This is a genomic window from Sphingomonas panacis (assembly GCF_001717955.1).
GTDB classification, from domain to species: domain Bacteria; phylum Pseudomonadota; class Alphaproteobacteria; order Sphingomonadales; family Sphingomonadaceae; genus Sphingomonas; species Sphingomonas panacis.
Map to the genome: position 1 here is coordinate 4,549,631 of NZ_CP014168.1, position 22,118 is coordinate 4,571,748.

Below are 22,118 nucleotides of genomic sequence, written 5' to 3' on the forward strand. Positions count from 1 at the left end.
CCGATAGAAAACGCGCCGACACAAAACTGGCGCGTGATATAGCGATTTGGTAACGCTTGACGAGACAATTAGGTCTCAGCCGAGGGAACCGGGCCGCCCGAGTGCCCCGGAATAGAGCGCCGCATACCGTGCGATCATAGTCGCCTCGTCATATTCGGCCACCGCTTTTGCCCGATTTTGCTCGCCAAGCCATCTGCGCGCCGACGGTTCCGCGCCGGCGATCGCCTGCAACGCGTCGCGGATGCGAACCTCGTCGATGGCGTTTTCGATATAGGGAAGGTTGCCCGGCGCGACCATGTTGGGAATGTCGCCGACCGGCGGCGCGACGATCGGCAATCCCGCCGCCATCCCCTCGATGATCGAGATGGGCGATTGCTCGCTCCGCGACGACAGCGCCATGATGTCGAACAGCCCGACGTATGTATGGGGTTCGGGCAGGAAGCCGGGCATGACGAGTTGGTCGGTCAGCCCCATCGCCTCGGCCGCATCGAGGATCGCCTGCCGCTCCGGCCCCTCGCCGACGATCACCAGCCGCGCGCGCGACGCCATCCCGCCGACCGCGCGCACCAGCAGCGGAAGGTTCTTGACGGCACGCAACCCGGCGAGCGTGCCGATCACGATCTCGCCGGGTTTGCGGCGGAAACCCGGGATCGCGTCCGGCCTGGGCTTCACCGCATATCGCGCGGTGGCGATGCCGTTGCCGATACGGTGGACGCGGCGCTCCGGCTGCTTCCACGCCGTGAGCGCGATCGTCTCCAGCGTGACCGAAGGCACCGCCAGCGCGTGCGCGGCGGTGAGCGCGATGCGGCGGTAGATGTTGCGCTGGGGTTTCAGGCCCTGCGCCTCGTCCTCGTTGAACCCGTCTTCATGATGGACGACCGGCGGCCCCTTCATGCCAGCGACGCGCCGCGCCATCACCCCATCGATACCGCCCCAATTATAGGTCAGCACCAGATCGAAACGGCGCATGTAGCGCGCGATTGCCTCGTAGCGCTTCACCGAAGGGCTGCCGCTCAGCGGCGGCGGGTTCTGCGCGATCTCATAGGCGATGCCGGGCGCGATCGCGTCGCGCGCGCCGTACTGGTCGGGCATCGCCGAGACGATCGTGTGGCGCGCACGGTCGCCGAACGCGTTCATCAGCCGCACCGCGCGCGCTTCCTTGCCGCCGAGGCTGAAGCTGGAATGGAGGTGGAGGATGTGGATCGGAGGCATCGCACGTTCCCTGCCCGCATTCCGACGCGGCTTTCAAGGCGCGATCGTCGGAATTACGTGCGAATATGCATGCAGAAGGGATCGCGCCTGCCCCCGTTCGCCCTGAGCCCGTCGAAGGGCGTGCCCCGGGCGACTCGCTCGCGTGGGATACGTGCTTCGACAAGCTTGTGTGTTGGAAATGTGCATAATGGCGATTGCCGGGACGGGGTGGCCACCCCGTCCCGGCGGCGGATGTGAGGCCGTTCGACTTGGCGATCTTGCAAGATCGTTGCTGAGCAGGGCCGCATCCGTCTTCCCAAACCCCGAACAGTTGCTTGGGGCCATTACGGACCCCGCATCACAAGCTTGGGAGACCGGATCATGCCACAGCCCGACCTGTTTGTCGGCATCGATGTTGCCAAAAACGAATTGGTTGTCCGTCTTCATCCCCTCGGTGAGGAACGGCGTTTTCCGAACGACAAGGCGGGGTTGAAGGCGCTCGAACGCCGCCTCAAGGCGCTTGCCGCCCGATATCATCTCCTCATCGGCTTCGAGGCGACGGGTGGGTACGAGCGCAAGCTTGCCGCGCTGCTCGACCGCCTCGGGCTGACCGCGTATCTGCTCGATCCCGCCCGGGTGCGCAACTTCGCCCGCGCCGAGCGACAGTTAGCGAAAACCGACCCGCTGGATGCCGCCGTGATCGCGCGCTGCCTCGCCGCGCTCCATCCCGAACTCACCCCATATCGGCACGATCCTCAGGCAGCACGCCTTGCCGAGCATGTCCGCATGCGCGATCTCGCCGTCGCTCAGCGCATCCAACTCGGCAATCAACTCGAGACCCTCGACGATCCTGCCATGCGCCGCCTCGTCAAAGCCCAGGTCGGCAAACTCAAAGCGCTCGCCCTGCGGATCGAAAAGGCCATCGCCGCCCTCATCGCCGCAAGCCCCGATCTGACGACACGCGAACGCCTGATGCGCTCCGCACCCGGTATCGGCCCGATCGTGGCGGCATGCCTGCTCGCGCACATGCCAGAGCTCGGCGCGCTCTCCAGCCGACAAGCCGCAGCCCTTGTCGGCGTCGCCCCCTTCGACCGGCAAAGCGGCACCACCCGAAAACCCGGACGGTGCGCCGGCGGAAGACCCGCCGTACGCAGGTGCCTCTACCTCGCCGCTCTCGCTATCGCACGCTCCAAAAAAGGCCCCCTCGCACAAACCTGCCAGCGCCTCCGCGACACCGGCAAACCCGCCAAGGTCGCCCTCGTCGCAACCATGCGAAAACTCATCATCACCCTCAATGCCATGCTCAAATCACAGCAAACATACCGGCCTGCATGAACACAGTTGCTCAGCACGAACGGAGTGCGTCAGGAGAATACCGCCTTGTCGACATACGTAATCCGGCAGGCGAGATCGGCCTCGCCGCTCGCCACGACATAGTGATCGCCGGCATCGGCGATGCCGGTGGTGAACACCACATTGTCGATGTACATCAGCTCTTTCATCGGTTCGGTCAGCGCGGGCGCCGCCTCCAGCACCGGCGTGTCACTGGTCGCCACCACCAGCGACGGGTCATCGCGGTCGAGGATCGACCAATAGGTGCGATAGATGCCGACCACCCCCGACGGCTCGACACCGTGCCATAGCGACAGCCAACCGCGCTCGGTCAGCACCGGCGGCGCGCCGCCGCCCATCCGCGCGGTGGCGAGCGTCGCTGCATGCGGGCGGATACCGGGCTTGTCGTAGGGCTTCCAGTGAAGCGCGTCGGGCGACGATGCCAGATTGATCGACGGCCCCGCACGCCATTCGCTGCCCGGCGGATAGGCGAAATAGAGATCGCCAAGCGGCCGTGTCTGCGCGAAATATTTGCCGCCGATCTGCCCTTCGAAGATCAGCATGTCCTTGTTCTGATGATCGAGCACGATGCCTTCGAGCTGCCAGTCGAGCGCATCGGCCGAGGTGTACAGCGTCGTCGCGTGCCGTTCCGGGCTGACCGAACAGGTCGTCATCAGATAGCGCTCGCCGACCTTCGTGATCCGCGCATCCTCGACGCCGTAGCATTGGTAGGGCGCGCGCGGCGCGACGGCGCGGTCGTAATGCACCGCGACGACCTTGGTGCCGTCCGCCGACAGCTCGACCGGCAGCAACCACGACAACGAGGTCAGCGCCATCACCTTCCAGCCGCCGCCGCGCATCAGGAATTTGCGCGGGTCGGCGGTATCGACATGTTCGAGCGGCCACGGATCGAGCGTGTAGCCGCCGTCGTACCAGCGGATCGCGTGGATGTGCTGATCGACGATCGGCTGCCTGAGCGCCTCCGCGACGCGCACCATCAGCAGCAGATTGCCATTGGGCAGCCGGGTCATGCCGGGGTTGAACGCGCCCAGCACATAGGTCTCGGCATCGATCTTGCCCGCGAGCGGCGAACGCGCAAGATCGACGTCGCGCGGATCGAACACGATCTGGTCGAACGCCATGCTCACTCGCCTTCGCTCATGCGCGGCGCGACGACGATTTTCTGCACCACCGCGCGGCGTGGCTGGGTCAGCGCGTAATGGACCGCGACCGCGATATCCTCCGATCGAAGCATCTTCTCCTCGCGCACCATCTGTTTCTGCTTCTCCGCATCCATGTCGGGATAATGCATGTCGGCCTGGGTGAGCGCCGGTTCGATCAACGTCACGCGGATATTCTTCGGCCCGAGTTCCTTGCGCAGCGCCTCGGCGAAGCCGGCGATGCCCGCCTTGATGCCGGCATAGACGGTCGATCCCGGCCCGAGCACATGCGCGGACATCGAGCCGATCAGCACGATGTCGCCGCCCGCGCCGCCCATCGCCTCGACCGCCGCGTGCGCGCTGGTGAGATAGGCGGTGAAATCGACCGCGATCGCATAACGCAGTTCGCTGTCGCTCATGTCGCTCAGCCCCTCGGCGGGAATCGCGGCGTTGATTACCGCGACATCGAGTCCGCCGAGCCATTCGCTCGCCGCGTCGACGTAGCGCTGGGCCGCGCCCGGCTCGCCGAGATCGACGGTGGTGCCGGCCCCCGTCCCGACCTCGCTGATCCGCCCGACCGAGTCGGCGAGATGCTCGGGCGTGCGACCGCACACATGCAGGCGCGCGCCTTCGCTCGCCAGCAGCACCGCGATGGCGCGACCGATCCCGGTGGTGCCGCCGGTGACGAGGATGCGTTTGCCGGAAAGGCTGGAAACGGCGGTATGCGCGTCAGCAAGGTTGAGCATGCGAAACTCCCGTTCGAGATACGGGAAAGACGGTTCAGGCCGCGACCGGTTCCCCGATTCGCGCCAGCAATCGCTCGATCGGGGCGACCGCGACCGGCTCGGACAAGGTCGGCGCGTGGCCGACGTCGGGCACGGTCACGAGTTCCGCCTGATCGAGCATCTCGGCCATCCGCAGCGCGGTGGCGCTCGACAGCAGATCGGAGAGCGCGCCGTGAACGATCAGCGTCGGCACGTCTTCCAGCCGCGCCAGCGCGCGCCACATGTCCGGCCCGGCCTCATTGCCCGGCACGCGAAACGGCTCGGCGATCTTCATGTCGTAATCGAGCACGATCCGGCCCGCGCTGTTCACCCGGTACAGCCGCTTCGCCATCACCAGCCAATCCTCGATCGTATAGCCGGGAAAGGCATCGGCATTGGCTTCCGCCACCGCACGCGCGGCGTGCATCCATGTCGGCCAGGTGTTCGATTTGCCGACGTAGCCGCGAATCCGCAGCAGCCCCGCCGGCTCGATCTCCGGCCCCACGTCGTTGATGAGCGCCCCCGCCAGCCGCTCGCGGGCGGCACCGGCCAGCAGCATCGTCAGGATACCGCCCAGCGACGTGCCGAACGCGACGAAGCTCGCCACGCCGAGTTCGGCGAGCAGCGCCTCGATGTCCTGAATATAGGTCATCGGCACATAGCTCATCGGGTCTTTGGCATAAGCGCTTTCGCCGCGCCCGCGCAGATCGATCGCGATCACCCGCCATTCGCCGGCGAGGCGGGCGGCGACATCCTCGAAATCGCGCGCGTTGCGGGTCAGACCGGGAATGCACACGATCGGCGGGCGATCTTCGCGGCCGGGATAGTCGCGGTAATGCAGTCGCAGCCCGTCGTTCGACCACCAATATCGGTTTTCATAGGCGGGCATGGTTGCGTCCTCGGCTGCGGCGCACCCATATCGCGGTATGAACGAAACGCTACAAGCCTATCGCCCCGATCCGCGCATTCTGGATTTGGGCGACGCCTTCTACGATCCCGTCGCGGCGGCGAACTTTCCCGAAACGCGACTGCGCTTCCGCAACGATCGCGCCGCCGCCGAGATCGGGCTGGACGCGCTGAGCGATGCCGAGTGGAACCAGCATTTCGGCCGTTTCGCGCCGCTGCCGGGCAACCTGTCGCAACCGCTCGCCTTGCGCTACCACGGCCACCAATTCCGCTCGTATAACCCGGATATCGGCGATGGGCGCGGCTTCCTGTTCGCGCAGATGCGCGACCACGACGACCGGTTGATGGATCTCGGCACCAAGGGCAGCGGCCAGACGCCGTGGAGCCGTTTCGGCGACGGCCGCCTCACGCTCAAGGGCGGCGTGCGCGAAGTGCTTGCGACCGAAATGCTCGAAGCGCTGGGCGTCGAGACCTCGCGCAGCTTCTCGCTGATCGAAACCGGCGAGGCGCTGGAGCGCAACGACGAACCCTCGCCGACTCGCTCGGCGGTGCTGGTCCGGCTCAGCCACGGCCATATCCGCATCGGCACCTTCCAGCGGCTCGCCTATCTGCGCGACGCCGAGAATATGGAGCGGCTGATCGGCTACGTCCTGCGCAACCTCTATGGCGAAGAACCCGGCCAAGAACCGGCGGCCCGGCTGCTCGATCTGGTGGTGCAGCGTACCGCGAAGCTCGCCGCCAGCTACATGGCGGCGGGGTTCGTCCACGGCGTACTCAACACCGACAACATCAACGTCACCGGCGAGAGCTTCGATTACGGCCCCTGGCGGTTCCTGCCGACCTGGGACGCAGCCTTCACCGCCGCCTATTTCGACCACGCCGGCCTCTACGCCTTCGGCCGCCAACCCGAGGCGATCCATTGGGACGCGATGCAACTCGCCGTGGCGCTGCGCGCGGTCAGCGAGTCGGCGCCGCTGATCGCGGTGCTCGAAACCTTCGGCGATCGCTACCAAATGGCGGTGAGCGAGGCGATCCTGTGGCGGCTCGGCCTCGTCCCGCGCGGGCCGGAGGAGGATTCCGCATTGATAGGCGCGGTCGAACGCGGCTTGCGAACCGAGATGCTGCCGGTCGATCGCTTCTTTTTCGACGCTTTCGGCGGCCATTTCCCCGACAGCGACGCCTTCGCCGAGGCGCGCGCGCTCGCCGCGCCCTATGCCGCGCGCAAGGCGCGCGACCATCTCTATTGGCGCGACGACAGCCCGTGCGCGATGGTGATCGGCGAGGTCGAGGCGATCTGGTCGGCAATCGCCGATCGCAATGACTGGTCGCTGTTCAACACCAAGATCGCCGCGATCCGCGACATGGGCGCGGCGCTCGCATGATGCGGAGGCGGTGGATTCCGGCGCCGAACTCGGGCAAGAGCACGCGCTATGTCCGCGTCTGAACTCCTCTCCTTCGAACCGGCAACGAATGCTGAACTCTGGCGCGGCCAGTCTGGCGATGTCGATGCCGAAGTCGCCATCGCACGCCAAAGCTGGGCGAACTGGGCCTCACGCCCGCTCGCCTATCGCACCGAGGCGTTGCGCCGCTTCGCCAACGTCGTGCGCCGACGCGCCGACGCTTTCGCTGATCTGATCGCGCGCGAAACCGGCAAGCCGCTGTGGGAGGCGCATACCGAAGTCGAAACGGTCATCGCCAAGGTCGATATCTCGGTCAAAGCCTATGCCGAGCGCACCGCCCAGCGCCGGCTCGACGCGCCGATGGGCAGCCGAATCGCGCTGCGCCACAAGCCGCATGGCGTGCTCGCCGTGCTGGGGCCGTACAATTTCCCCGCGCACCTGCCCAACGGCCATATCGTGCCCGCGCTGCTCGCCGGCAACGCGGTGGTGTTCAAGCCGTCTGAGAAGACACCGGCGGTCGGCCAGTTCCTCGTCTCGTGCTTCCACGAAAGCGGCGTGCCCGAAGGCTGCGTGCGGCTGCTGCTGGGCGGCCCGGACGAGGGCAAGGCGCTTGCCGCGCATGACGGGATCGACGGGCTGCTGTTCACCGGCTCGGCCCGCACCGGCATCGCGCTCAACCGCGCGTTCGCCAGCCGGCCGGAGAAGATCCTCGCGCTCGAAATGGGCGGCAACAACCCGATCGTCGTGTGGGAATCGCCCGATGTCCACGCCGCGGCGGTCATAATCGCGCAATCCGCGTTCATGAGCGCGGGCCAGCGCTGCACCGCCGCGCGCCGGCTGATCGTCGACGAGGGAGTCCACGATCAACTGATCGATACGCTCAATACGTTGGTCGGCCGCATGATCGTCGATGAACCGCACGCCGCGCCCGCGCCATTCATGGGGCCGGTGATCGACAACGATTCGGCGGATATGCTGAGCGAGAGCTTCCTCGAACTGATGATCCGTGGCGGCCGCCCCATCCGCCATCTCGAACGCCCGAAGGCCGGCTTGCCCTTCCTGCTTCCGGCGATGATCGACACCACCGACATGGCCGAGCGCCCCGACATCGAGCTGTTCGGTCCGATCCTTCAGGTGATCCGCGCCAAGACGTTCGAAGACGCGATCGCCGAGGCGAACAACACCCGCTACGGCCTGTCGGCGACATTGCTCAGCCAGAACCCGGCGCTCTACGACCAGTTCTGGGCGAATGCGCGCGCCGGCATCGTCAACTGGAACAAGCCGACCAACGGCGCCTCGTCCGGCGCGCCCTTCGGCGGCATCGGCTGGTCGGGCAACCACCGCCCAAGCGCTTATTATGCGGCGGATTACTGCGCCTATCCGGTGGTTTCCAGCGAAGCCGAGCAGGCCCGCGCGAGCATCGGCGTCGGCCTGCGCGACGCCTGAGCACGGCTCGTCGCATCGCGTCGGCGGCATGCGACGAGCGGCGGAACCTCCAAGTCGGATGAGCGATTGAGCGACCGTGAACACCGAAACCACCGACCCGACTCGCTCACCGCGTTCCAACAAGCTCCGCCAGCAGGCCAGTAACTGCCTGTCGATCGCCGTCCGCGAAAAGACTCCCGATTTCGCCGCCGAACTGATCGACGAAGCGATCCGTCTGGCGCAGCGCGCCCGGGAACTGGATACGCTCAAGCGCTGAGCGAAACGCCGGACCGTTCCCCCGCGAAGGCGGGGGTCCAGAGCCAAACGGTGCCACGCTCCAGGTGTCGCACGAACCAAGCCGAAGCAAGTTTCCCTACCCGCCGCAAAAGCAGGCTTCGGTTGTACCGCCCCGCCAATTCTTGCATCGGGCGCATATGGCTACGCTGTTAGATCCCACCGCGCGCGGACGCGTCATCCTCGTCGGAGCCGGCCCCGGCGACCCCGGCCTGCTCACCGTTCGCGCGGTCGAGGCGCTCAAATCCGCCGACATCGTCGTCCATGATGGCCTGATCGACCCACGCGTACTCGATCTCGCCCCCGCCTCGGCACAGCGCATCTCGGTCGCCAAACGCCGCGCGCGCCATACGCTGCCGCAAGAGTCGATCAACGCGCTGATCATCGCGCATGTGAGGACCGGCGCAATCGTGGTGCGCCTGAAGGGCGGCGATCCGTTCATCTTCGGGCGTGGCGGCGAAGAGGTCGAGGCGGTGCGCGCCGCTGGCCTGCCGGTCGAGGTGATCCCCGGCGTGTCGGCCGCGCTCGGTTGCGCGGCGGAGGCGATGCTGCCGCTCACGCACCGCGACTATTCGAGCGCTGTCAGCTTCGTCGCGGGCCAGTGCAAGGGCCTCGCCGATCAGGACTGGTCCGGCCTCGCCGGCAAGGGCCGCACGCTGGTCATCTACATGGGCGTCGCGACCGCCAACGACATCGCCGACAAATTGATGCGCGACGGCGTCGCCCCCGACATGCCGGTCGCCACGCTCGAACGCGGCACGCTCGCCGGCGCGCGCGCCTTGCGCACCTTGCTCGCCGATCTCGGCGCGATGATGGCGCGCGAAAAGGTGGCGAGCCCGGCTATCATCGTTGTAGGCGAAGTCGTCGATCTGTCCGATGCTCAAGACAGACTCGGGCGCTGGGCTGCGGTTGCTGAAGGGACGTTCGCGTGAAGCTGCTTACGGGAAATGACTTGCCGACCGGCGACGTGATCTGGTGGACCGGCTCGGGCTGGTCGCGTCATATCGCCGAAGCCGCCGATGTCGGCAGCGAAGGCGAAGCGCTGGGCAAGCTCGAAGAGGCGGCCCGCCGCGTCAACGGCCCCTATGTGATCGAGGCGACCGCCACGCCGCAAGGCCCCCGCCCCGCCCACATCAAGGACCGCGTCCGCGCACTCGGCCCGACCGTGCGGATGGACCTGACTCTCGCCCCCGAATCGTCGCCGCAGGTGGTGCTGTGATGGTTCACGCGGAGGCGCGGCGGCGCGGAGAAAGAGGTTTGTTCGCGCAGAGGTGCAGAGGACGCAGAGGCGTTCGCGCGACCGTGCGACCGGGAGACCTTGCAACGGCTGAGGCAATAACACGCGCGCTGCCGCGCGCGATTCTCTCTCTGCGTCCTCTGCGCCTCTGCGCGAACCCACTCTCTTTCTTCGTCTCAGCGCCTCCGCGCCTCCGCGTGCAAAAAATCAGGGCTTTCTGATGTACCAGTACGACACCTACGACCAGTCGATCGTCGATTCCCGAGTCGAGGAATTCCGCGATCAGGTCCAGCGCCGCCTCTCGGGTGAGATCACCGAGGACCAGTTCAAGCCGCTCCGGCTGATGAACGGCCTCTATCTCCAGCTCCACGCCTATATGCTGCGGGTCGCGGTGCCCTACGGCACACTGTCGGGCACGCAGATGCACATGCTCGCGCATGTCGCGCGCAAATATGATCGCGGCTACGGCCATTTCACCACGCGGCAGAACATCCAGTACAATTGGATAAAGCTCGACGAAGCCCCTGATATCCTTGCAGAACTCGCCAAGGTCGAGATGCACGCCATCCAGACGTCGGGCAATTGCATCCGCAACATCTCGTCGGACCAGTTCGCTGGCGCCGCCGCCGACGAAGTCGCCGATCCGCGCCCGTGGGCCGAACTGCTGCGCCAGTGGAGCACCTTCCACCCCGAATTCACCTACCTGCCGCGCAAGTTCAAGATCGCGGTGATCGCCGCCGACGAGGATCGCGCCGCGATGCGGCTGCACGATATCGGCATCCAGTTGCTCAGGCGCGATGGCCAACTCGGCGCCAAGATCTTCGTCGGCGGCGGCATGGGCCGCACGCCGATGATCGGCCCCGAGATCAAGGATTTCGTCACCGCCGACGACCTGATGAGCTATCTGGAGGCGTGCCTGCGCGTCTACAATCGCTACGGGCGGCGCGACAACATCTACAAGGCGCGGATCAAGATCCTGATCCACGAGATCGGCGCGACCGAATACGCCCGCCAGGTCGAGGAAGAGTTCACGCATGTGAAGACGCTCGGCATCGACCCGCCACTCGCCGAGCTGGAGCGGATCAGCGCCTTCTTCGCACCGCCCGCGTTCGATGCCGACGCACCCGACACGCTCGACCGCAGCGACCCCGATTTCGCGGTGTGGGTCGATCAGAACGTGCGCCCGCACAAGCAGCCCGGCTATGCGATCGTCACGATCAGCCTCAAGCCGACCGAGGGCATCCCCGGCGACGCCTCCGCCGACCAGATCGACGTGATGGCCGATCTCGGCGCCCGCTATTCGTTCGACGAACTGCGCGTCACCCATGCGCAGAACATCGTCCTGCCGCACGTCCGCAAGGCCGATCTGTACGCGGTCTGGCAGGCGCTCGACGCGGCTGGCCTCGCCACCGCCAACCTCGATCTGATCGGCGACATCATCGCCTGCCCAGGCCTCGATTATTGCGCGCTCGCCAATGCGCGCTCGATCCCGGTCGCGCAGAAGATCGCCAACCGTTTCGCCGATCTCCAACGCCAGCGCGACCTCGGGGAATTGAAGCTCAAGATCAGCGGCTGCATCAACGCCTGCGGCCATCACCACGCCGGGCACATCGGCATCCTCGGCGTCGACAAGAAGGGCATCGAGAATTATCAACTTTCGCTCGGCGGATCGGGCGCGGAGGATGCCAGCATCGCCAAGATCACCGGCCCCGGCTTCGACGAGGACGGTATCGTCGATGCGGTCGAGACCGTGACCAACGTGTATCTGGAGCGGCGCGAGGCCGGCGAGCGGTTCCTCGATACGTATCGCCGCGTCGGCATGGAGCCGTTCAAGGTGGCGCTGTATGGGTGATCTTACCGTCACCCCAGCGCAAGCTGGGGTCTCCCGCGGCGCCTGCCGTGCCCTCCCCAAAAAGACCCCAGCTTTCGCTGGGGTGACGGATGGTTGCCAATGACCGACTCCCCCCTACGCTTCCGCGACGACGCCCCGCATGAGGAACCCGCCGTCACGCTCGACGCCTTCCTGGGCCAGACCAACGCCACCGCGGTCCGCATCGAGCCGGGTGACGATGTCCGCGCGCTGCTGCCGCATCTCGGCCAGCTCGCGCTGATCGAAGTGGCATTTCCCGCCTTTCGCGACGGGCGCGGCTATTCGGCGGCGCGAATCCTGCGCGAAGCGGGTTACACCGGGGAGCTGCGCGCCGAGGGCGACGTGCTGGTTGATCAGATCCTGCCGATGCGCCGCTGCGGCTTCGATAGTTTTGCTCCCCGCACTGAAATCGATTCTGCCACGCTGAAAGCCTCGTTGTCGCGCTACGAGCACGTATATCAGGGGGCGGCGGACGGTGCCGTGCCTGTTTGGAAACTTCGTCATGGCCAGTCTCGCCCGTAAGCTCGATATCATCGACACACGCCCCGCCTTCACCCAGGCCGATGCCGACGCGCTCAATGCGCGCTTCGCTGGCGTCGACGCGCAGACGATGCTGTCGACCTTGTTCGCGGAAGGGCTGTTGGGGCGCGTCGCGGTGGTGTCGTCGTTCGGCACCGAAAGCGCGGTGCTGCTCGATCTCGTCGCCAAGGCCGATCCGACCGTGCCGGTGATCTTCGTCGATACGCTCAAGATGTTCCCGGAAACGCTCGCCTATCGCGACACGTTGGTCCAACAACTCGGCCTGCGAAGCTCATGGTCGGTCGAACCCGAACCCACCGTGATCGCCGCGAAGGACGAGAAGGGCCTGCGCTGGTCCTACGATCCCGATGGCTGCTGCGAAATCCGCAAGGTCGAGCCGCTCAAGCGCGCCAAGCAGGGTCTCGATAGCTGGATCTCCGGGCGCAAGGCGTTCCAGTCGAGCACCCGTCAGAACATCGCCCGCTTCGAAATCGAGGACGGCCGCCTCAAGATCAACCCGCTCGGCGACTGGGTGAAGGCCGATCTCGAAGCCTATTTCGCCGCGCATGATCTGCCCCGCCATCCGCTCGAAGCCGATGGCTATCTTTCGGTCGGCTGCCAGCCCTGCACCAGCAAGGTGATGCCGGGCGAAGACCCCCGCGCCGGCCGCTGGCGCGGCTGGGAGAAGGTCGAATGCGGCATCCACGTCGCCGAAAAGCCCGGCGAAGAACCGGTCTTCTGACCGCGCGTCAGCAAACAGCCCCGCACGTCACCCCAGCGCAAGCTGGGGTCTCTCGCGGCAAGGGCACCCGCCATCACCACGAGATCCCAGCTTACGCTGGGATGACGAACGTTACTCAATACCCGACATAGTCGCTGAAGCGCGTGAACATCGGCTCGAACTTGAGGATCACCTTGCCGGTCGCGCCGTGGCGCTGCTTGGCGACGATGAACTCGGCGAGACCGAACACGCGTTCCATCTCGCTCGCCCATTGCGCATGATCCTCGAAGATCTTGGCGCCATCCCCCTCGACCGGACGCTTCGGTTCCTTGGCGGCGACGTAATAATCCTCGCGGAACACAAACATCACCATATCGGCGTCCTGCTCGATCGATCCCGATTCGCGCAGATCCGAGAGCTGCGGGCGCTTGTCCTCGCGCTGCTCGACCTGACGGCTGAGCTGCGACAGCGCGATCACCGGCACGTTCATGTCCTTGGCGAGCGTCTTCAGCCCGCGCGAGATCTCCGAGATTTCCTGCACGCGCCCGTCGCCCGAGGCCTTGGCCGAGCCCGTCAGGAGCTGGAGGTAATCGACCACCACCAGCCCGATCTCGTTGTTGTGGCGGCGCTGGAGACGCCGCATCCGCGTATGCAGCGCCGCGATCGACAGGCCGGCGGTATCGTCGATGAACAGCGGGAGGTTCTCCAACTCGGCGGCGGCGGCGGCGAGCTGGTTGAACTCGGTCTTGCTGATCTTGCCCATGCGCAGCGCCTCGCCGCTGATCCGCGCCTGCTCGGCAAGAATACGCGTGGCGAGCTGGTCGGCCGACATCTCAAGGCTGAAGAACGCGACCTTGGCGCCGACCGATTCGCTGTGCGGCAGCCCGTCGGCACGGTCGCGCATGTAGCGTTGCGCGGCGTTGAACGCGATGTTGGTGGCGAGCGCGGTCTTGCCCATGCCCGGACGCCCCGCGAGGATCATCAAATCCGAATGGTGAAGGCCGCCGATCTTGCCGTTGATCGAATCGAACCCGGTGGTGATGCCCGAAAGGTTGCCACCCGAATTGAGCGCGCGCTGCGCCATCTTCACCGCCAGCGTCGTCGCCTGCGCGAAGCTCTTGACCGCGCTCTCGCTGCCGCCGTCGGCGGCGACCTTGAACAATTCCTCCTCGGCGAGTTCGATCTGAGCGCGCGGATTGACCTCCTCCGAGGTGTCGAGCGCGCGCTCGACCAGACTACGCCCGACCGTCACCAAGGTGCGCAGCATCGCCAGATCGTAGATCTGCGTGGCGAACTGGCGCGCGCCGATCAGCCCGGCGCCGCTGCCGGTCAATTGCGCGAGATAACCGGGGCCGCCGAGTTCCTTCATCCCCGGATCGGCGTCGAACAGCGGCCGCAGCGTCACCGGCGTCGCCAGCATGTCGGTGCCGCGCAGCTTGCGAATCGCCGCGAAGATGCGGCCGTGGAGCGGCTCGAAGAAATGCTCGGGTTCGAGCTTGTCGATCAGATCGTCGGCGAGCCGGTTGTCGATCATCATCGCGCCGAGCATCGCTGCCTCGGCCTCGACGTTCTGCGGAAGGGCGGGCGCCTCGGCGGCGGGCGGTACGGGGGTTACGAATGCGGTTGCCATCGCCGCTCTCTAGCCCCCGCGACGCCGCGCTCAAACCCGCTTGCGCCGGTTGGAACGTGCAAAGTGTGGATAAGCGGGTGATTGTCCGGCGGCGACTTCCCCGATAGGGCCGTGAGGATGGCGGACCCGCGCATCATCCATGTCTCGCTCGACGAAGCCACGATCCTGTGGCGGTCGGCTGATATCGAGCAGGAACGGCGGATCGCGATCTTCGATCTGATCGAGGAGAATTATTTCGCGCCGCAGCGGGCCTATGCCGACGGCTATGCCGGCCCGTACCGGATCGAACTGGCGGTCGAGGAAGGCCGCCTCGGCATCGCCATCCACCGCGAGGACGGATCCCACCTCGAAACCTATGTGCTGGCGATGGGTCGGTTCCGGCGGCCGATCAAAGATTATTTCGCGATCTGCGACAGCTACTATCAGGCGATCCGCAACGCCACGCCGCAGCAGATCGAAACGATCGACATGGCGCGGCGCGGCCTTCACGATGAGGCCGCCGGGCTGCTCAAGGAGCGGCTGTCGGGCAAGATCGAGATCGACTTCGCCACCGCGCGGCGGCTGTTCACGCTGATCTGCGTCCTCCACATCCGGAACTGAAGACAATGCGACTCAACACCTGGGGCAAGCGGCTCGGCGCGGCCGGCGTGGTGGCAATGCTGTTGGCCGTACTCGCCTGCGCTCTGTGGGCGCTCGCGCTGCAATGGCGTCCGACCGAAAAATACCCAATCCAAGGCGTCGATGTGTCCGACGTGCAGGGCGAGATCGAATGGTGGTCGGTCCACGCCGCCGGTGCAGACTTCGCCTATGTCCGCGCCACGAGCGGTGCCGCCGGCCGCGACATGCGGTTCGCCGCCAATTGGGAGGCGGTTCCCAAGACCGGCATGCGGCGTGGCGCGATGCACCGCTATTCGCTGTGCCATCTGGCGGTGGACCAGGCCAACAACTTCAACACCACCGTCCCCCGCACGCCCGATGCCCTGCCCGCCGCAGTCGAGCTCGATTTCAACGACGATTGCACGGCCCGGCCCGATGCGCCTGCGGTGATCGCCGAACTGCGGCGTTTCCTGACAATGGTCGAGGCGTATACCGGCAAGCCGGTGCTGCTCAAGATCAGCCGGCCATTCGATTCGGCCTATCGCGTGACCGCCGCGTTCGATCGCCCGGTGTGGGCGACGGGCAACTTCTTTGCGCCCGAATATGCCGCGCGCGCCTGGCGGATGTGGCAAACAAATGACATGCGCCGGGTCGATGGCATCGAAGGCCCGGTCAATTGGGATGTAGTGCGACCATGAATGAAGCCCCTGTTCTCGACGATGTGATGCGCGACCGGCTGGTCGGCGCGGCACGCACGGCGGCGCTCAACGCGCACGCCCCGTATTCGCGCTTCGGCGTCGGCGCGGCTGTGCTGCTGATCGACGGCAGCGTCGTGACGGGCGCGAACTTCGAGAATGCCAGCTACGGCCTGTCGCTCTGCGCCGAGACGGTCGCGCTGGCGACCGCGAGCAGCGCCGGGCGGCTGCGCGACGTGGCGGCGATCGCGGTGATCGGCGGCGCGATGGACTCGGGCGGCGTACCGCGCGGGCTCGCGGTGGTCGGTCCATGCGGGCGCTGCCGGCAGGTCATCAACGAAGCCGCACAGATGGGCGGCCGCGACGTGACGATCTGGTGCGCGGCGGCGGAAGGTGATGAGGTCGAACGCTACACGGTTGCGGACCTGCTGCCCCATGCCTTCGGTCCGGCCGATCTCGGCATCGGCGTCTGATGGCCAAGGCCGATCGCCTCGCGCGCCTCGATGACCGGCGCATCGAACTCGAAGCCGAATATCGCGAGGCGCTGATCGCCGCGCTGCGCCTAACGGCTGCGGGCAAATGGGGCCTCTTTGGTCACACGGCCGATCGCGCGGCGCGCGCGGCAACCGCTCCGGTGCTCGACGCACTGGCTGAGATCGGCGAAGCCATCGACAAGGCGCGCGCGCAACTCGAAATGCCGCCGTTCACGCTCCAGCAGGAGTTTCTCGCGTCGCGGGGCCGGGTATCGCCGCAGGCGCCGGGCGAGCCGAAGCAGGCGCAGGCGTGGCTCGACCGGTTGGCGTAGCGCGCGGACGGCTCTTGCCCTGCCCTGCCTTTCCGGCGAAAGCGACCGGCCACACAGGAGCGCCAAATGTCCGTCATGTCAGACCGCTGGATTCGCGAGCAGGCACTTTCGACCGGCATGATCGAACCGTTCGTCGATGGTCAGAAGCGCGACGGCTGCATCTCTTACGGTCTGTCCTCCTACGGCTATGACGCGCGCGTCTCCGACGAGTTCAAGATCTTCACCAACATCGACAGCGTGATCGTCGATCCCAAGGACTTCGCGGCAAACAGCTTCGTCGATCGCAAGACCGATGTTTGCGTGATCCCGCCCAACAGCTTCGCGCTGGCGCGGACGGTGGAATATTTCCGGGTGCCGCGCGATGTGCTGGTGATCTGCCTCGGCAAATCGACCTATGCGCGCTGCGGTATCATCGTCAACGTGACCCCGCTCGAACCCGGCTGGGAGGGGCATGTCACGCTCGAATTCTCCAACACCACGCCGCTGCCCGCCAAGATCTACGCCAATGAGGGCGCGTGCCAGTTCCTGTTCCTGCACGGCAACGAGCCGTGCGAGACGAGCTACGCCGATCGCGCCGGCAAATATATGGGTCAGCGCGGCGTCACCTTGCCCCGGCTGTAAGCATTGAAACGGTTTGGGATCGGCAATGATCCTCCAAAAGACCGTTCGTCCTGAGCTTGTCGAAGGGCGTGTCACGCGAGCCAGCGTTTGCGGCACGTGCTCCGACTGCGGTTCGTTAGGCCGAAGCCCGCCTGAGCCGCTGGCTTGCCAGCCAGCCGAAGGGCTCAGCACGAACGCATTGATACGATCACAAAAGGTTGTCAGGCACCCTCACTCGCAGATTTCCGCGCCACGGACAGCAGACACAAAAAAGGCGGCCCCGAAGAGCCGCCTTTGGAACCTGGAAGTTACCTCGTAACGATCAGAAATCGTTGCGATATTGCTCGTTGCCGATGAAGCCGAGCTTCGAAATGCCAGACCGCTTGATGACGGCGAGGACGGTATCGACCTTCTCGTACTTCGCATCCGGATTGGGCTGGAAGTGCAGTTCCGGCTCCGGGTTGATCGTCTTGGTCTGCTCAAGATACTGCTGGAGCGTCACGAGATCGACCGGGTTACCGTTCCACTGCACCACGCCGGCCGCATCGACGATCACCTTGTTCTTCACGGAATCGACGATTGGTGTGTTGGTCTTGCTGTTGATCGGCAGATCGACCTTCACCGCGTGCGTCTGCGGCGGGATGGTGATGATGAACATGATGAGCAGAACCAACATGACGTCGATCAACGGCGTCGTGTTGATGTCCATCATCGGTTCGCCTTCACCGCGACCAGAACTCATTGCCATATGGAAATTTCCCTAAAACCGCGGCCCCAAAATGCCTGAATGATCATTCGCCGGGGACGACGTTGGGCGGCGGCTGCGAAATGAAGCCGACCTTTGCGAAGCCCGCCATCTGCATCGTGTAGATCGCGCCACCGATGCACTTGTAGGGCACGTTCACGTCGCCACGGATATGCGCCTCGGGCAGATCGTCCGGGGTAAGATTGGCAGCGCCGCCGAGCCGCTTCACTTCGGATTCGAGCTTGTCGACCGCGCGCTTCAGCAGTTCCTCGTGCGTCACGCGCGTGAGGTTCCAGTAGACCGCGCAATTGCCGCTGGTATCCTCAACCACGGACAGGCTGACGTTCTCGGGCTTGGTCGTCGTCGGATCGTATTTCACGTCCGGCAACTTCAGCTTGATGTTCTGAACCACCACCGGAACGGTGATCAGAAAGATGATGAGGAGCACCAACATGACGTCCACGAGCGGCGTCGTGTTGATGTCCGACATCGGCGTATCGCTGTCAGTTGGTGCGCCAGTGCTCATCGCCATGGACGGCTATCCTATTCTCAACAGTCGTACTGCCGGAACAACTTCCGGCAGCGGAGGGTGGGAGCCGCCGCATGAACGGCTCCCATATGCTGCTTACTTGGTAACGGTGGTCGCGGGCTTGACGGGAGCCACCGGAGCCTTGCGTGCTGCGATCGTCGGCTTCACGGCACCGTCCGAAGCGATGTAGCCGAGCACGTCGTTCGAGAACGCGCTGAGGTTCTCGGCGATCGCCTTGTTGCGGCGCTGCAGGTAGTTGAACGCGAGCACCGCGGGAACCGCGACGACCAGACCGAAGGCGGTCATGATGAGCGCCTCACCGACCGGACCTGCGACCTTGTCGATCGATGCCTGGCCAGCCTGACCGATCTTGATGAGCGCGCGGTAAATACCGAGCACGGTACCGAACAGACCAATGAACGGCGCGGTCGAACCGACCGTCGCGAGGAAGGCGAGACCGCCACCGAGCTGCGAGTTGATCGCCGCTTCCGAGCGGGCGAGCGAACCGTGAACCCAGTCATGCGCTTCGACCGGATCGGTCAGGCGGCCATGCTGTTCCTGAGCGAGCAGGCCGTCGTCGACGATCTGGCGGTAGGCCGAGTTCTTCTCGAGCTTGGCAGCGCCTTCGCGCAGGCTGTTGGCGGCCCAGAACTGGGTGCCGACGCGCTTGCCCTGGTTGATGACCTTCTGCTGCTCGAACAGCTTGGTGAACAGGATGTAGAGCGTGAAGAAGAGGAAGATCGTCAGAATGACTGCGACGGTCCAGGTGACCGGGCCGCCTTCGTTCAGCGAGTTCATCAGGCCGAAATTGTTCTCGGGCGGCGTCGCCCCGGCAGCGAGAATGGTGGTGAGCATGCGGTAACTTCCCTCTCGATAAACCCCCGGCGCCCGATCTCAGGCGCGCCGGGGAAGATGATTATTCAGGCAAAACCCATTTGACCGGCAAGGTCGTCGTCGAAACGATCGGACTGCCCGAAGCGTCCATCGCGGGCGAATATTTCACCCGACGCTTGGCGATGCTGCACGTGGTCGAATCGAGGTCGGAGTTTCCGCTCGATGTCGTCACGACGCAGTCGGTCACACGACCGTCAGTGCCGACGGTCAGCCTGGCCACGACACGTCCCTGGGCTTCGGCGCGCAGCGCCGCAGCAGGATAGGCGTCAGGGCCGAAGAACTGGCCGGGGTTACCCTTCAGACCAGCAGCCTTCGACACGACCGGCGGCGCGGGCGGCGCTGGCGGTGCCGGCGGAGCGGCCCTCGGGGTGATCTGGATTGCCGGCGGCGGGGTTTGCACCGTCTGGATCACCGGCGGCGGGGATTGCACCTGCACGATCGGCGGCGGCGATACCACGGGAGGCGGCTGCACCTGAGGCTGATCTGGCGGTGGCGGGGGTGGCGGTTTATCCGGCGGCGGCGGTGGCGGTGGCGCCACGTCGAACGTATTAAGCTTTTCTTGCGCCTTCTTGATATATTTGAAGGCAAGCCCGTTCACGAATGCCCACCCGAATGCAGCGACCACGATCGAAACGATCACGATCGAGACAATACGGCTGCCACTTGTATCTCGATCAGCGTAAGCCATTCAGTAACGAAACTCCTCTGTATACGACGGCGGCGCTTTGTACCGTGCCGTAATGCCCGCTCGTAACTGCCCTTGCGTGGGCTAGTGTATCCTGGACAGGCCAAACCTGTATCGCGGTGAAAACCACGAAGCAAACGCTTTGTCCCCTCGAAAGCCCCTAGCGAGCTTCCGTGGCAGAATTATTTCTGTATCCAGACGAAACGATCGGCTAACCAGCGACAATGGCCAAGATTCCCGAAATCGCACTTTTTTGCGCGCTCGCAGCATTATCCTGCGCCCCCGCAGGTGCCCAGCAGCTGGCTTCGCCGTCCGAACAGGCGCCGATGGCGACTTTGTCCTATACCCGATTCGCGGACCTGATTGTTAACGCTCCCACGATCGTCGATGCGACGATCCACAGTGTCGCTTCGATCAAGGGGCCTGCCGCGGCCGACGTTAAGCCGGGCTACGCGCGAGTCTATATAGAGGCGGATGTCACCGCGTTGATCCGCGCGCCGGGTGCGCTACCGCCGACGATCGGCTATGTCGCCGATATCCCGCTGGACGCGCGTGGGCGGATGCCCAAGCTGCGCAAGCTCCGCGTGCTGCTGTTCGCCCGCCCTGCCCGCCAGCCCGGCCAGATTCAGCTCGTCGCGCTCGACGGGCAGCGCACCTGGTCGCCCGAGGCGGACGCGCTCACCCGCAAGATCGCCACCGAAGTGGTCGCGACGGGCGCGCCGCCCGCCATCACCGGCGTCGGCCATGCCTTCCACACGCCGGGCGCGCTTCCCGGCGAAGGCGAGACGCAGATTTTCCTTACCACCGCCGATGGCAGCCCGGTCTCGCTGACCGTCGCACGCAAACAGGGCGAACCGCCACGCTGGTCGCCGTCGTTCGGCGACCTCGCCGATCCCAACGCGGCGGCGCCCCAGCATGATACCTTGCTCTGGTATCGCCTCGCCTGCGGCCTGCCGGCGGCGCTGCCCGACAGCAGCACCGCCGGGATCGACCCGTCCGAAGCGGCGATCGCGCGCGAGGATTACAAGGTCGTGCTGGACTCGCTCGGCAGCTGCGATCGGTAAGGCCAGTTTCGCAGCAGCTCAGCGGCGGTGGCGAACCAATGTGATGCCGATCGATTCGCCGGCCTCGGCAATGGCGAGCTTGACGATTTTGACCTGAACGCGCCGCACCCGTGCGTCCTGCAGGAACAGGGTATCGGCGATATGATCCGCCACCGCCTCGATCAGCGTGAAGTGAACGCCGGTGGGCAGCGCGGTGGTCGCGGCGCGCTTGAGATCGAGGTAATTCTTGGACATGCCGAGCGGATCGTCGGGTGCGAAATGCGCCGGGCAGTCGAGATCGACCGACAGCGAGATGCGCAGCGGCTGCGGCAGGTGGGTTTCTTCCGAATAGATGCCGGTCAGCACCTGTACTTCGAGATCATGTACTTCAAGGCAAAGCCGGTCGTCCAATGCGCGCGTCCTCAAGATGTGCTATGCGCGCGCCATAGCAGATGCCGCGACCGTGGGAACCGCCGCGCGTATTCAGCTTGCGTTGGCGCACGGCGGCGCTAAAGCGCGCGGCCCCGGTCGCCCTTCTGCCGGGACGTTGCGGACGATGCCTGTGATCGCGATTGTGCCCCTTGCCGAGATCGACACCGCCGCGACCGAGCAGTTGCTCGATCGTGCGTTCGGGCCGGACCGGCACCGCCGCACCGCCTATCTGATCCGCCAGGGCACCAGCGCCATTCCCGCGCTCAGCTTCGCGGCGGTCGCGGACACTGCGCTGGTCGGCACGATCCAATGCTGGCCGGTGCGGCTGGTGCGCGACGGCGGCGGCAACGATCCGCTGGTGATGGTCGGGCCGATCGCGGTCGAGCCGGCGCGGCAGGGCGAAGGCGTCGGCCAGCGGCTCACCCATCACGCGATCCGCGCCGCCGAGGCATCGGGCGCGCCCCCGCTGATGCTGATCGGCGACCCCGAATATTATGGCCGCTTCTTCGGGTTCGATGCGCGCGCGACCGCGCTGTGGCGCGCGCCCGGCCCGGTCGAGCAGCGCCGCCTGCTCGCGCGCGGCGCCGCGCCCGAGGCTGCGGGAATGCTCGCTCCGCGCATACCTGCGCTCGCCTGAATCCAGC

26 protein-coding genes are annotated in these 22,118 nt (G+C 65.7%); 16 read left to right on the plus strand and 10 right to left on the minus strand.

Annotation, left to right across the window (positions count from 1 at the left end):
* Positions 1-75 precede the first annotated feature (75 nt).
* Entirely contained in the window at positions 76-1,212 is a 1,137-nt protein-coding gene (locus J0A91_RS21070) for a glycosyltransferase family 4 protein (protein ID WP_069206541.1), read from the minus strand.
* 360 nt (positions 1,213-1,572) lie between these two features.
* Between J0A91_RS21070 and J0A91_RS21075 the strand changes: the two genes are divergently transcribed.
* On the plus strand, positions 1,573-2,526 hold the full coding sequence (locus tag J0A91_RS21075; RefSeq protein WP_069206542.1) for an IS110 family RNA-guided transposase: 954 nt from the start codon (positions 1,573-1,575) through the stop codon (positions 2,524-2,526).
* Between the two features lie 29 nt (positions 2,527-2,555).
* Here the strand turns inward: J0A91_RS21075 and J0A91_RS21080 are convergent, their stop codons facing one another.
* The 3 genes from J0A91_RS21080 to J0A91_RS21090 are packed head-to-tail and all read right to left on the minus strand — an operon-like array spanning position 2,556 to position 5,336.
* A complete protein-coding gene (locus J0A91_RS21080; protein ID WP_150127016.1) occupies positions 2,556-3,665 on the minus strand; it encodes a glycoside hydrolase family 130 protein in 1,110 nt (369 codons plus the stop codon).
* A 2-nt stretch (positions 3,666-3,667) separates the two neighbouring features.
* On the minus strand, positions 3,668-4,429 hold the full coding sequence (locus tag J0A91_RS21085; RefSeq protein ID WP_069206544.1) for an SDR family oxidoreductase: 762 nt from the start codon (positions 4,427-4,429) through the stop codon (positions 3,668-3,670).
* Between the two features lie 34 nt (positions 4,430-4,463).
* Complete coding sequence (locus J0A91_RS21090; RefSeq protein ID WP_069206545.1) at positions 4,464-5,336, minus strand: alpha/beta fold hydrolase; 873 nt, start codon at positions 5,334-5,336, stop codon at positions 4,464-4,466.
* A gap of 37 nt (positions 5,337-5,373) precedes the next feature.
* On the opposite strand from J0A91_RS21090, the gene J0A91_RS21095 reads away from it, so the two are divergent.
* The 8 genes from J0A91_RS21095 (at position 5,374) to J0A91_RS21130 (ending at position 12,840) form a co-directional block, all read left to right on the plus strand.
* Positions 5,374-6,735, plus strand: coding sequence for a protein adenylyltransferase SelO family protein (locus J0A91_RS21095; RefSeq protein WP_069206546.1), 1,362 nt, complete (start codon positions 5,374-5,376; stop codon positions 6,733-6,735).
* Between the two features lie 48 nt (positions 6,736-6,783).
* Complete coding sequence (astD, locus tag J0A91_RS21100; protein ID WP_069206547.1) at positions 6,784-8,199, plus strand: succinylglutamate-semialdehyde dehydrogenase; 1,416 nt, start codon at positions 6,784-6,786, stop codon at positions 8,197-8,199.
* A 76-nt stretch (positions 8,200-8,275) separates the two neighbouring features.
* Positions 8,276-8,455 carry a hypothetical protein gene (locus J0A91_RS21105; RefSeq protein ID WP_069206548.1) on the plus strand — a complete coding sequence of 60 codons (180 nt, stop codon included), beginning with the start codon at positions 8,276-8,278 and terminating at the stop codon, positions 8,453-8,455.
* Between the two features lie 157 nt (positions 8,456-8,612).
* Positions 8,613-9,404 carry a uroporphyrinogen-III C-methyltransferase gene (gene cobA / locus J0A91_RS21110; protein ID WP_069206549.1) on the plus strand — a complete coding sequence of 264 codons (792 nt, stop codon included), beginning with the start codon at positions 8,613-8,615 and terminating at the stop codon, positions 9,402-9,404.
* On the plus strand, positions 9,401-9,691 hold the full coding sequence (locus J0A91_RS21115; protein ID WP_069206550.1) for a DUF2849 domain-containing protein: 291 nt from the start codon (positions 9,401-9,403) through the stop codon (positions 9,689-9,691). The genes cobA and J0A91_RS21115 overlap by 4 nt, the downstream gene beginning before the upstream one ends.
* 238 nt (positions 9,692-9,929) lie before the next feature.
* A complete protein-coding gene (locus tag J0A91_RS21120) occupies positions 9,930-11,561 on the plus strand; it encodes a nitrite/sulfite reductase (RefSeq protein WP_069206551.1) in 1,632 nt (543 codons plus the stop codon).
* Between the two features lie 99 nt (positions 11,562-11,660).
* A complete protein-coding gene (locus J0A91_RS21125) occupies positions 11,661-12,101 on the plus strand; it encodes a DUF934 domain-containing protein (RefSeq protein ID WP_069206552.1) in 441 nt (146 codons plus the stop codon).
* Complete coding sequence (locus J0A91_RS21130) at positions 12,082-12,840, plus strand: phosphoadenylyl-sulfate reductase (protein WP_069206553.1); 759 nt, start codon at positions 12,082-12,084, stop codon at positions 12,838-12,840. The genes J0A91_RS21125 and J0A91_RS21130 overlap by 20 nt, the downstream gene beginning before the upstream one ends.
* Before the next feature lie 115 nt (positions 12,841-12,955).
* Here the strand turns inward: J0A91_RS21130 and J0A91_RS21135 are convergent, their stop codons facing one another.
* Positions 12,956-14,449, minus strand: a complete 1,494-nt coding sequence (locus tag J0A91_RS21135; RefSeq protein WP_069206554.1) for a replicative DNA helicase — start codon at positions 14,447-14,449, stop codon at positions 12,956-12,958.
* 117 nt (positions 14,450-14,566) lie between these two features.
* Between J0A91_RS21135 and J0A91_RS21140 the strand changes: the two genes are divergently transcribed.
* The 5 genes from J0A91_RS21140 to dcd all read left to right on the plus strand — a co-directional run bounded on the left by J0A91_RS21140 (position 14,567) and on the right by dcd (position 17,167).
* Entirely contained in the window at positions 14,567-15,049 is a 483-nt protein-coding gene (locus J0A91_RS21140) for a UPF0262 family protein (protein ID WP_069206555.1), read from the plus strand.
* Between the two features lie 5 nt (positions 15,050-15,054).
* Entirely contained in the window at positions 15,055-15,744 is a 690-nt protein-coding gene (locus J0A91_RS21145; protein ID WP_083224841.1) for a glycoside hydrolase family 25 protein, read from the plus strand.
* The gene (locus tag J0A91_RS21150) at positions 15,741-16,214 is read left to right on the plus strand and encodes a cytidine deaminase (RefSeq protein ID WP_083224842.1); all 474 of its coding nucleotides are present in this window, start codon (positions 15,741-15,743) and stop codon (positions 16,212-16,214) included. Before J0A91_RS21145 ends, J0A91_RS21150 begins: the two co-directional genes overlap by 4 nt.
* The gene (locus J0A91_RS21155; RefSeq protein WP_069206556.1) at positions 16,214-16,546 is read left to right on the plus strand and encodes a hypothetical protein; all 333 of its coding nucleotides are present in this window, start codon (positions 16,214-16,216) and stop codon (positions 16,544-16,546) included. Before J0A91_RS21150 ends, J0A91_RS21155 begins: the two co-directional genes overlap by 1 nt.
* Before the next feature lie 66 nt (positions 16,547-16,612).
* Positions 16,613-17,167 carry a dCTP deaminase gene (gene dcd, locus J0A91_RS21160; protein ID WP_069206557.1) on the plus strand — a complete coding sequence of 185 codons (555 nt, stop codon included), beginning with the start codon at positions 16,613-16,615 and terminating at the stop codon, positions 17,165-17,167.
* A 301-nt stretch (positions 17,168-17,468) separates the two neighbouring features.
* On the opposite strand, the gene J0A91_RS21165 is transcribed toward dcd, so the two are convergent.
* From J0A91_RS21165 to J0A91_RS21180, 4 genes are all read right to left on the minus strand, one after another.
* Positions 17,469-17,894, minus strand: coding sequence for an ExbD/TolR family protein (locus J0A91_RS21165; RefSeq protein ID WP_069206558.1), 426 nt, complete (start codon positions 17,892-17,894; stop codon positions 17,469-17,471).
* A gap of 43 nt (positions 17,895-17,937) precedes the next feature.
* Entirely contained in the window at positions 17,938-18,423 is a 486-nt protein-coding gene (locus J0A91_RS21170; RefSeq protein ID WP_069206559.1) for an ExbD/TolR family protein, read from the minus strand.
* A 93-nt stretch (positions 18,424-18,516) separates the two neighbouring features.
* A complete protein-coding gene (locus J0A91_RS21175) occupies positions 18,517-19,275 on the minus strand; it encodes a MotA/TolQ/ExbB proton channel family protein (RefSeq protein ID WP_069206560.1) in 759 nt (252 codons plus the stop codon).
* A 61-nt stretch (positions 19,276-19,336) separates the two neighbouring features.
* Positions 19,337-20,002, minus strand: a complete 666-nt coding sequence (locus tag J0A91_RS21180; RefSeq protein ID WP_069206561.1) for an energy transducer TonB — start codon at positions 20,000-20,002, stop codon at positions 19,337-19,339.
* A 323-nt stretch (positions 20,003-20,325) separates the two neighbouring features.
* On the opposite strand from J0A91_RS21180, the gene J0A91_RS21185 reads away from it, so the two are divergent.
* A complete protein-coding gene (locus J0A91_RS21185; protein ID WP_240502114.1) occupies positions 20,326-21,063 on the plus strand; it encodes a hypothetical protein in 738 nt (245 codons plus the stop codon).
* 18 nt (positions 21,064-21,081) lie between these two features.
* Here J0A91_RS21185 and J0A91_RS21190 read toward each other — a convergent pair whose 3' ends face one another.
* A complete protein-coding gene (locus J0A91_RS21190) occupies positions 21,082-21,453 on the minus strand; it encodes a dihydroneopterin aldolase (protein ID WP_069206562.1) in 372 nt (123 codons plus the stop codon).
* 151 nt (positions 21,454-21,604) lie between these two features.
* Between J0A91_RS21190 and J0A91_RS21195 the strand changes: the two genes are divergently transcribed.
* A complete protein-coding gene (locus J0A91_RS21195) occupies positions 21,605-22,111 on the plus strand; it encodes a GNAT family N-acetyltransferase (protein ID WP_069207543.1) in 507 nt (168 codons plus the stop codon).
* The last annotated feature ends 7 nt before the right edge of the window (positions 22,112-22,118 follow it).